General features: G+C 72.8%; 6 protein-coding genes and 2 pseudogenes (1 of these 8 cut by a window edge). All 8 read left to right on the top strand.

All coding sequences use genetic code 11. From position 1 onward, the window contains the following. A pseudogene (locus D474_RS28280) lies at positions 1-1,479 on the top strand (ATP-dependent helicase) (it extends 1,619 nt beyond the left edge of the window). Continuing rightward, positions 1,472-4,844: pseudogene (locus tag D474_RS28275) on the top strand (ATP-dependent helicase). Before D474_RS28280 ends, D474_RS28275 begins: the two co-directional pseudogenes overlap by 8 nt. A 71-nt stretch (positions 4,845-4,915) precedes the next feature. Beyond that, a complete protein-coding gene (locus tag D474_RS0110750; RefSeq protein WP_040703318.1) occupies positions 4,916-5,704 on the top strand; it encodes a GntR family transcriptional regulator in 789 nt (262 codons plus the stop codon). 145 nt (positions 5,705-5,849) lie between these two features. Further along, positions 5,850-6,971: a TIGR03364 family FAD-dependent oxidoreductase gene (locus D474_RS0110745; protein WP_017613579.1), complete on the top strand. Its 1,122-nt coding sequence runs from the start codon at positions 5,850-5,852 to the stop codon at positions 6,969-6,971. Continuing rightward, positions 6,965-7,666, top strand: a complete 702-nt coding sequence (locus tag D474_RS0110740) for a phosphonatase-like hydrolase (protein ID WP_017613578.1) — start codon at positions 6,965-6,967, stop codon at positions 7,664-7,666. The genes D474_RS0110745 and D474_RS0110740 overlap by 7 nt, the downstream gene beginning before the upstream one ends. 1 nt (position 7,667) lies before the next feature. Next, positions 7,668-8,720: an ABC transporter ATP-binding protein gene (locus D474_RS0110735; protein ID WP_017613577.1), complete on the top strand. Its 1,053-nt coding sequence runs from the start codon at positions 7,668-7,670 to the stop codon at positions 8,718-8,720. Further along, complete coding sequence (locus D474_RS0110730) at positions 8,717-9,658, top strand: 2-aminoethylphosphonate ABC transporter permease subunit (RefSeq protein ID WP_017613576.1); 942 nt, start codon at positions 8,717-8,719, stop codon at positions 9,656-9,658. Before D474_RS0110735 ends, D474_RS0110730 begins: the two co-directional genes overlap by 4 nt. After that, positions 9,645-10,081 (top strand): ABC transporter permease (locus D474_RS0110725; RefSeq protein ID WP_017613575.1); only part of this gene is annotated, 437 nt, incomplete at its 3' end. The genes D474_RS0110730 and D474_RS0110725, both read left to right, overlap by 14 nt.

Below are 10,081 nucleotides of genomic sequence, written 5' to 3'. Positions count from 1 at the left end.
CTCCTGCGTACGAGCCTGGCCGGGGGGCGCCGGGGCGCGGCCGCCGACCGCGACCTGGACTCCGTCGTCGCGCTGTTCGAGAGCGCCGCCCGCTACTGCGACCGGTTGCCGCCCGGCTCGCCCGAGGGATTCCTGGAGGACCTCGCCGCCCAGGAGATCCCGGGCGACAGCCTCGCCGAACGCGCGCCCGACGGAGAGGCCGTGCGCGTGCTCACCGCCCACCGGTCCAAGGGTCTGGAGTGGGACCTGGTCGTGGTCGCCGGCGTGCAGGAGGGCGACTGGCCCGACCTGCGCCTGCGCGGTTCGCTGCTGGGCGTGGAGGAGCTCGTCGACGCCGACGTGCACTCCGCCGACACCTCCGGCGCTGCCCTGGCCTCCAAACTGCTGGTTGAGGAACGCCGCCTGTTCTACGTCGCCCTCACCCGGCCCCGCCACACCCTCGTGGTCACGGCGGTCGGCGGTGAGGACAGCGACCAGCGGCCCTCCCGGTTCCTGCACGAGATGGCCGCCGGGGAGCCGGAACCGGTCAGCACCGGCATGCGCTGGCTGTCGCTACCCGCGCTCGTGGCCGACCTGCGTTCGGTGGTCACCGACCCCGCCGCCCCCGGGCCGCTGCGCGAGGGTGCCGCCGGCCACCTGGCCCGCCTCGCCGAGGAAGGCGTGCGCGGTGCCGACCCCTCCGAGTGGTACGCGCTGGTGCCCTTCAGCGACGACCGTCCGCTCGCGGGGGAGGAGGAGACCATCCGTGTCTCGCCCTCGCAGGTGGAGAGCTTCACCAACTGCCAGCTGCGCTGGCTGCTGGAACGCGCGGCCGGGGCCTCCTCCGGTGACTCCGCGTCCGCGCTCGGCACCGTCGTGCACGCGGTCGCCGTGCTCGTGGCCGAGGGCAGCAGCGCCGACGAAGTGGGGCGGCGTATGGACGAGATCTGGGCCGACCTGGACTTCGGCGGCCCCTGGCAGGCCGAGAAGCAGCGTGAGCGCGCCGACACCATGGTCCGCAAACTCCTCGACTGGGAGGCCGACAACCCCCGCGAGCTCGTCGTCACCGAACAGGGGTTCCGTGTCGAGGTGGGCGGTGTCGAGATCACCGGGCGCGTGGACCGCCTCGAACGCGACGCCGACGGCCGCGCCGTCGTCGTGGACCTCAAGACCGGGGCGAGCAAGGCCGACGACCTGGGCCGCCACCCCCAGCTCGGCGTCTACCAGATGGCGGTGCTGCAGGGTGCGTTCGAACGGCTCGGCCTGACCGAACCCGGCGGCGCCTCCCTCGTGCAGCTCGGGGAGAAGATCAAGAAGGCCCGCGAGCAGTCCCAGACTCCCCTGGCGCAGGACCCCGACCCCCGGTGGGCGGAGACCCTCGTGCACGAGGTCGCCTCCGGCATGGGCGGCTCGCGCTTCACCGCCACCGTCAACCAGGGATGCAGGTCGTGTGCCGTGCGCGCCTGCTGCCCGGTCCAGGACGAAGGACGCCATGTCTGAACCCCGCCACCCCCGTTTCACCCCCGCCGAACTCGCCCGCCTGCTCGGTCAGCCCGAACCCACCGCGGAACAGTCCGAGGTCGTTGCCGCCCCGCTGGAACCCGGGGTGGTCGTGGCCGGTGCCGGTTCCGGCAAGAGCGAGACGATGGCCTCGCGCGTGGTGTGGCTGGTCGCCAACGGGTACGTGCGCCCCGAACACGTGCTGGGCCTCACCTTCACCCGCAAGGCCACCGCCGAGCTGGCCGAACGGGTGCGCAAACGCCTCGACCAGCTCCGCGAGACCGAGCAGCTGCCCGAGGAACTCCTCGACGGCGAACCCACCGTCTCGACCTACAACGCCTACGCCGGGCGCATCGTCTCCGACCACGCTCTGCGTGAGGCGGTCGAGCCCACCTCCCGGTTGCTGAGCGAGGGGCAGTCATGGCAGCTGGCGTCGCGCATCGTCGGCGAGTACGACGGACCGATGGACCACATCACGGTCGGCGCCGATACCGTCACCCGCCGGACGCTGGAGCTGGCCGGGCAGATCTCCGACCATCTCACAGGGACCGAGCAGGTGCGCGGCATCGGCCGGTGGCTGTGGACCGAGGCCGAGAACCTGCCGAAGAGACCCGCCCCGGCCACCCGCAACCTGCTCACGGCCCAGCAGCGGCGCGAACAGCTCCTGCCGCTGGTCGAACGTTACGAACAGGCCAAACGCGCGCGCGAGGTCATGGACTTCGGTGACCAGATGGCGCTGGCCGCCCGCATCGCACAGAACCACCCCGAGGTCGGGCTCATCGAACGCGGCCGGTTCAAGGTCGTGCTCCTGGACGAGTACCAGGACACCAGCCACGCCCAGTTGGTGCTGTTGCGCGCCCTGTTCGGTGAGGGGCACGCGGTCACGGCCGTCGGCGACCCCTGCCAGTCGATCTACGGGTGGCGGGGCGCGGTGGCCGCCAACCTCACCAACTTTCCGCAGGACTTCCCCGCCGCTCCGGGCAGGTCCGCGTCGGTGCGCCGCCTGGCCACGAGCTTCCGCAACGGCGAACGCGTGCTCCGGGTCGCCGAGCGCATCTCGGAACCACTGCGCGACCAGGCCGCCGAGGTCCCGGTGCTGCACCCCGGGCCGGCGCGGCGCGGGCGCGGACACACGCACGCGGCTCTGTTCTCAGGGCAGGTCGAAGAGGCGGAGTGGGTCGCCCGCCGCCTCGACGCCTACCTGAGCGCCGGACCGCGTGAGCCCGGTGGCCCCCGGTCGGCCCCGGACGGCATCCCCTGGCCCGACGGTGAATCGGGTTCCGGGGCCGACGGCCGGGTCGGACCCGGCGACATCGCGGTGCTGTGCCGCAAGCGTTCCCAGTTCCCCGTGCTGCGCGAGGCCCTGGAGGAACGAGGGATCCCCGTCGAGGTCGTCGGCCTGGGCGGGCTCATGCTCGTGCCCGAGGTCCGCGACATCATCGCCACCCTGCGCGTGGTGCACGACGCCTCCGCGGGCAACGAGCNGGCGGATCGGCCCCGGCGATCTGGCCGCGCTCGGCCGCCGTGCCGCCGATCTGGCGCGCAGTACCCGGCGCGACCTGACCACCGACGGCCCCGAGGACGACGCCGGAGAGGACGACCTGCTGCGGCGTACCGTCCTGGACCTGACCTCGGAGAGTGGCAGCCTCGTCGACGCCGTGGACGATCCCGGGCCGGCCGAGCACTACTCCGAGACCGCCTACTCCCGCATCACCCGCCTGGCAGAGGAACTGCGCCACCTGCGCAAACAGATCGGCCAACCCCTGCCGGACCTGGTCACCGAGGTCGAGCGGGTGCTCGGGCTGGACATCGAGGTCGCCTCCCGCAGCGGACGGGACCCGCTCTCCGCCCGTGCCGACCTCGACGCGTTCGTCGACCACGCGGTGCGGTTCGTCGGCAACAGCGACACCCCCACGCTCGGGAGCTTCCTGAGCTACCTCAACGCGGCCGCGGAGAAGGAGAGCGGCCTGGCACCCGGCGAACGGGTCGGCAGCAGCGACAGCGTCAAGCTCATGACCATGCACGCCGCCAAGGGGTTGCAGTGGCCCGTCGTGGTCGTACCCGGCATGAGCGAGGGGTCTGGGTCGCCGCTGTTCCCCACCAAGCTCAAGGCGAGTGACATGTGGGTCCAGGGCGAGCACCTGCTGCCGTACCGTCTGCGGGGGGACCGCCTCAACCTGCCCGAGCTGCTGTCCGTGGACAAGAAGGGCATCGACGACTTCAAGGCGGCCGAGCAGGAACGCCACCGCCTGGAAGAGCGCCGCCTCGCCTACGTTGCCGTCACCCGTGCCTCGTTCGCTCTGCTGTGCACCGGGCACTGGTGGGGGCGCGACGCAGCGAGCGAGCGTGGGCCGTCGGAGTTCCTGGAGGAGGTTCGCGACGCCTGCGTGGCCGGGGGCGGCACCGTAGACCACTGGGAGCCGCGGCCCGACCCGGACGAGGAGGCGCCGAACGGCGACGAGGAGGAGTCCGCCGTGTGGCCGCCCGAGGAGGAGCTGCCCGGCGCGCAGGCTTCCGGGGTGCCCTCCGAGCTGCCGGAGGAGAAACCGCGGACCCGGCGCGAGGAGATCCTGGAGGGTGCCGCGATGGTCGAGCAGGCCCGCGCGCGCATGCTCGCGGGGGAAGAAGGACCGGACGAGGGGCCCGCACCGCCACCCGGACTGCGCCACCGGCTCGGCGGATGGGAACGCGACACCGAACTGCTTCTCGCCCACCGGCACCAGGAGGGCAGCGGCCCCGCCCCCGGGCCGGTGCAGGTCGAGTTGCCCGACCACCTGTCGGTCTCGTCCATGGTTTGGCTGGCCCGTGACCCCGCCGCCCTGGCGAGGCAGATCCGGCGCCCGCTGCCGCGCCCGCCCGCGCCGCACACCAGGCGGGGTACGGCGTTCCACAGCTGGCTGGAGGAGCGGTTCGGCCAGGGCGTGACCCTGCTCGACGAACTCCCGGGCGCCGCCGACGAGACCGCGGGGGAGGACGAGGACCTCGCCGAGCTGCAGCGCGCGTTCGAGGAGAGCGAGTGGGGAGCGCGGATCCCGGTCGAGGTCGAGGTGCCGTTCGAGACCGTCATCGGTGATCGCCTGGTGCGCGGACGCATGGACGCCGTCTTCCACGACCCGGACACCGGCCGGTGGGACGTCGTGGACTGGAAGACCGGCAGTCCGCCCGCGAACGAGGGCGAGCGCCGAGCGGTGGGGGTGCAGCTGGCCGCCTACCGGTTGGCCTGGGCCGACCTGCAGGGCGTGGACCTGGCCGAGGTGCACGCCGCGTTCCACTACGTGCGCGCGAATGAGACCGTGCGTCCGGCCGACCTGCTCGACCGCGACGGGCTCGCCGCGCTCATCGAGACCGTCCCCGAACCCGGGTGACCGGTGGTCCGGGGCTGTGTTCGGGGGCGTTGGCGGGCTGTTCACCGGGCCGTTCACCGCAGTCGGGCACAATGACCCGCGTGTCGGTCACAGGAATCCCCCAGGACAGCGGGGCCCCGGTGCGTGCCGGGGTGCCCGAGCACGGTCGTGTGCCCAAGTACTACGTGGTGCGCATCATGCTCACCGAGCTCGTCGACGGGCTGGAGGAGGGGCAGACCCTGCCGACCGAGCGCGAGCTGACCGAACGCTTCGGCGCCGCACGTGAGACCGTGCGCCAGGCCCTGCGCGACCTGCTCCTGGAGGGCCGGCTGCGACGCCGTGGCCGGGGGACGGTCGTGGCCGGGCCCAAGCTCGCCCAACCGCTCTCCCTGGCCAGTTACACCGAGGGCGTGCGCCGCCAGGGTCTGAGCCCGGGCCGTACCCTCGTCGACCTGCGCAGCTGGCCCTGCCCGGCCGGGCTCGCCGGGGAACTCGACCTGTCCGAGGGCGAGCCGGTCTGGCACATGGAACGTGTGCTGTGGGCCGACGACGAACGGGTCGGGCTGGAGTCCACCTACATCGCGGTCGCCCGGGTTCCGGGGCTGAGCAGCGACTTCGACCCGGACTCGAGCTTCTACGCGTTCCTGCACGAGCGCGTCGGTATCACCTTCGCCGACGCCGATGAACGCCTGGAGACGGTGCTGGCCGCACCCCGGGAGGCGTTGCTCGTCGGAACCCCGCCGGCGCTGCCGATGCTGCTCATCCACCGGGTCTCCCGGGACGGGCACGGACGCCCCTTCGAGCGGGTGCGTTCGCTCTACCGGGGCGACCGGTTCAGCTTCACCACACACCTGTCCGGGACCGGTTCCGGCCCAGCCTGACCCGGAACCCCGGACGAGCCCCCGACTGCCCAGGCCCGTTGGATAACGGAAAGATCACGTGTCTGGTCCAGAGTTGGAGGGTCGTTCACCCGGGTGTCCCCCGAGGTCACCGGGCTCTCAACCCGCGCTCGCCACGCTCGGGAGCATGCGAGTCATCATCGTCGGTGCCGGGGTCCTCGGCACCATGCACGCCTGGCAGGCCGTCTCCCGCGGGCACGAGGTCGTCCACCTCGAACGCGAGGCGGCCGCCCGCGGCGCGTCCGTCCGAAACTTCGGCCTGGTCTGGGTCAGCGGCCGCTCCACCGGACCCGAGCTCGACACCGCCCTGCGCGCCCGCGAACTTTGGGAGGAGATCGGCAAGGAGGTCCCCGACCTCGGGTTCCGTGCGTCCGGTTCCCTCACACCGGTCACCACCGACCACGAGCACGCCGTCGCCCGGGAGGCCCTCGACGCCCCCGAGGCCCCGCTGCGCGACCTGCACTTCCTCGACCCGGACCAGGTCCGCGAGGTCAACCCCGCGCTGCGCGGCGAGATGCTCGGCGCCCTCTGGTGCCGCCGGGACGCCCAGGTCGAACCCCGCACGGCCCAACGCGCCCTCCAGGACACGCTCGCCCGCAGCGGTCGCTACACCCTCCTGACCGAACGCGAGATCCGAGAGCTCCCGCGCACCGGAACCGTCCGCGACGACCACGGCGATCTCCACGAGGGCGACCACGTCGTCCTGTGCACCGGCGCCCAGCTCGGCGGTCTGGTCCGCGAACTCGCCCCCGACCTGCCCGTCCGCCGCGTGCGCCTCCAGATGATGCAGACCGCGCCCTTGGAGACCACCCTCACCACCTCCGTCGCCGACGCCGACAGCTTCCGCTACTACCCCGCCTACCGCGGCCCCGGCCTCGACACCCTCAACACACACCAACCCCAGCCCGAGACCGCCCGCGACCACGCCATGCAGTTGCTCATGGTGCAGCGCGCGGACGGATCCCTGACCATCGGCGACACCCACGAGTACGAGCATCCCTTCGCCTTCGACACCGACGAGGCCCCCTACGACCACCTCACCGGGGTCGCCGAAGGCCTCCTGGGACGCCCCCTGCCCTCGATCCGCCGCCGCTGGGCCGGCGTCTACACCCAGTGCACCGACCCCGGAACCCTCGTGCACCGCGCACCCGTCGCCGACGGCGCCTGGCTCATCACCGGGCCGGGGGGACGCGGCATGACCTGTTCCCCCGCAATCGCCGAGACCACCGCGAACGACCTGGGATGGTGACCATGACCGACCGTGCCCCGACCCCCGAACGCCCCGCCCCCACCGAGCTCGTCGTGCTCGACATGGCGGGTACCACCGTCGCCGACGACGGGCTCGTGGAGGAGGCCTTCCGCGCCGCCCTGCCCGACGCCGGTCCCGAACAGACCGCCTACGTGCTTGCCACCATGGGCACCTCCAAGATCACCGTCTTCCGCCACCTCACCGGCGGCGACGAGACCCGCGCACAGGAAGCCAACACCGCGTTCGAGCAGGCCTACGCCCGGCTCGTCGACGACGGCCACTGCGCACCCCTGCCCGGCGCCGAGGAGGCCCTGCGCCGCCTCCGCGCCCAGGGCCGCACCGTCGCCCTGACCACCGGGTTCGCCCGCACCACCCAGGAGCGCATCATCGCCGCCCTGGGATGGCACGGACTCGCCGACCTCACCCTCTGTCCCGCCGACGCCGGGCGCGGTCGTCCCCACCCCGACCTGGTGCTCACCGCAGCCCTGCGTGCCCGCGTCTCCTCCGTGGCCGCCGTTGCCGTGGCCGGGGACACCGACTCCGACGTGCGCACCGGACTCAACGCGGGCGCCGGGGTCGTGGCCGGGGTCCGTACCGGTGCCCACGGCGAGGAGGAACTGCGCGCCGCCGGGGCCACCCACGTGCTCGACTCCGTGGCGTCCCTGCCCGGCCTGCTCGAGGCGAGGGAGGGCTGACGTGGGTATCCGTCTCGACGGGGTGAGTGTCTCCTACGGCGGCACCACCGTGCTGGACTCCCTGGACCTGACCGTCCAACCGGGCGAGTTCACCGCCCTGCTCGGCCCTTCCGGTTCCGGCAAGACCACGGCCCTGCGTGCCGTCGCAGGGTTCGTGCGCCCCGACTCCGGCCGGGTGTTCCTCGGCGGGAGCGATGTCACGGACCTGCCCCCGCATAGACGCGGCATCGGCATGGTCGTGCAGAGTTACGCCCTCTTCCCGCACATGCGCGTCGACCAGAACGTCGCCTTCGGGCTCCGTGCCCGAGGCGTGCCCCGCCGCGAGGTGCGTACCCGGGTCGGCGAGGCCCTCGAACTCACCGGGATGGCCGAGTACGCACGCCGCCGTCCGCGCGAACTCTCCGGCGGGCAACAGCAGCGCGTGGCCATCTCCCGCGCCCTGGCCGTGCGCCCCCGGGTCCTGCTCCTGGACGAACCGCTCTCCGCCCTCGACGCCCGCCTGCGCACCGAGATGACCACCGAACTCGCGCGGCTGCACCGCGACATGCCCGACCTCACCGTCCTGCACGTCACCCACGACCAGGGGGAGGCGCTGACCCTCGCCGACCGGGTCGCGCTCCTGGACCGCGCCCGCCTGCGCGAGTACGACACCCCACGCAACCTCTACGACCGGCCCCGGACCGCCTTCGCCGCCGGGTTCGTGGGCAGCGCCAACCTGTTGCCCGCCCGGCTGGACCGGGGGAACGTGCGCTTCTGCGGCCTGGACGTGGACGCGTCCGACACCCTGCCCTCCGGCACCTCCGACGGAGACGACCTGCGTGTGTGCCTGCGTCCGCACCGGCTCACCCTCGGGCCCTCCGAACACACCGTCCGGGGCCGGGTCACCGACCTGAACTGGCGCGGGTCCACCCACCGGGTCACCGCCGACGTCGACGGGCACAGCCTCACCGCCGAGGTCCCCGGAACCGCGGAGATCCCCGACCTCGGCACCACCGTGGAGATCGGGTTCACCCGCCGCGACCTGGTCGTCGTGCCCGCGGGGGAGGAACCGTGACCGCCCTCGCCCCGCACCCCGCGCCCCGGGTCCCCGCACCGCGCCGCCCCTCGGAAGGACAGGCCCCGCCCCGCCGCGGTCTGCCCGCGTGGGTGTGGGCCGTCCCGCCCGTGCTCGCGCTCGCCGCGGTGGTGATCTACCCTCTCGGCGCCGTGGTCGCCGAGTCCTTCACCGGGCCGGACGGTGCCGCCACCACCGCCCACTACGCAGAGGTCCTCGCCACAGAGCGGTTCCGCGACGCCCTGACCACCACCGTGCTCGTCGCCGTCTGCGCCACCGTCGGATGCCTCGTGCTCGGGCTCGGCCTGGCCCTGGTCATCGCGTTCGTGCCCTTCCCGGGCAGCCGCGCCGCCGGACGCCTCGTCGACACCTACCTGTCGTTCCCGTCGTTCCTCATCACCCTGGCGCTGTTGTTCCTGTACGGAACCGTGGGCGTGGCCAACGGGCTCTGGACCGGCCTGACCGGTGCCGACACCGGGCCGTTCGACTTCATGTCCACACCATGGGGAGTGATCCTCGCCGAGATCACCTTCTTCACCCCGTTCGTGCTGCGGCCGCTGTTGGCCGCCTTCAGCCGACTCGACACCGCACAGCTGGAAATCGCCTCATCGCTCGGCGCCAGGGGCGGACGCATCGTGCGCTCGGTGATCCTGCCCGAGGCCTTCCCCGCGCTCGTGGCCGGCGGCGCGCTGGTCCTGGTGCTGTCCCTCAACGAGTTCGCGATCGTGCTCTTCACCGGGGCCAAGGACGTGGTCACCCTGCCGATGCTCGTCTACACCGCGGCGATCCTCGAGGCCGACTACACCACCGCGTGCGTGGTCGCCACGGTCAACGCCGCCCTGTCCGTGTGCCTCTATCTGCTCTACCGGACCGCCACCGCCCGCCTGCGCGGGTCCGGGAGCGGGCCGCAGAAGGGAGGCCGACGTGCTGGTGCATGACCGCCTCACCCGCCGGAGCATCCAGACGCTGTTCCTCCTGGTGTTCCTGCCCCTGTTCGCCCTGCCGCTCGCGGTGATCCTCGCGGCCTCGTTCAGCACGAACTGGAGTGGGGCGCTGCCCTCCGGCTTCACCCTGGAGCACTACACCGCCGTGCTGAACGGGCCCACTCTGGACGCCCTGCGCGTCAGCGTCGTCACCGCCGTCATCGCGAGCATGTGCGCGCTCGTCGCCGGGACCTGGGCGGCGCTGTCCGCACACTCCCTCGGCCCGCGCGGACGCCGGGTCATGGACGCCCTGTTCATGCTGCCCGTCGCCGTCCCCACGGTCGTGGTCGGGCTCGCGCTGCTGGTCGCCTTCAGTAATCCGCCCGTGCTGCTCAACGGCACCCAGATGATCGTCTTCATCGCGCACACCGTGTTGGT

Source organism: Nocardiopsis salina YIM 90010 (genome assembly GCF_000341025.1).
Taxonomy (GTDB): domain Bacteria; phylum Actinomycetota; class Actinomycetes; order Streptosporangiales; family Streptosporangiaceae; genus Nocardiopsis; species Nocardiopsis salina.
Note: the sequence above shows the minus strand (reverse complement) of the source record. Positions and strands in the feature narration are given on the sequence as shown.

Coding starts and splice junctions, on each gene's coding strand:
- D474_RS0110745 (WP_017613579.1), top strand. CDS start 5,850: ATGCGAGTCATCATCGTCGGTGCCGGGGTCCTCGGCACCATGCACGCC.
- D474_RS0110750 (WP_040703318.1), top strand. CDS start 4,916: ATGACCCGCGTGTCGGTCACAGGAATCCCCCAGGACAGCGGGGCCCCG.
- D474_RS0110740 (WP_017613578.1), top strand. CDS start 6,965: ATGGTGACCATGACCGACCGTGCCCCGACCCCCGAACGCCCCGCCCCC.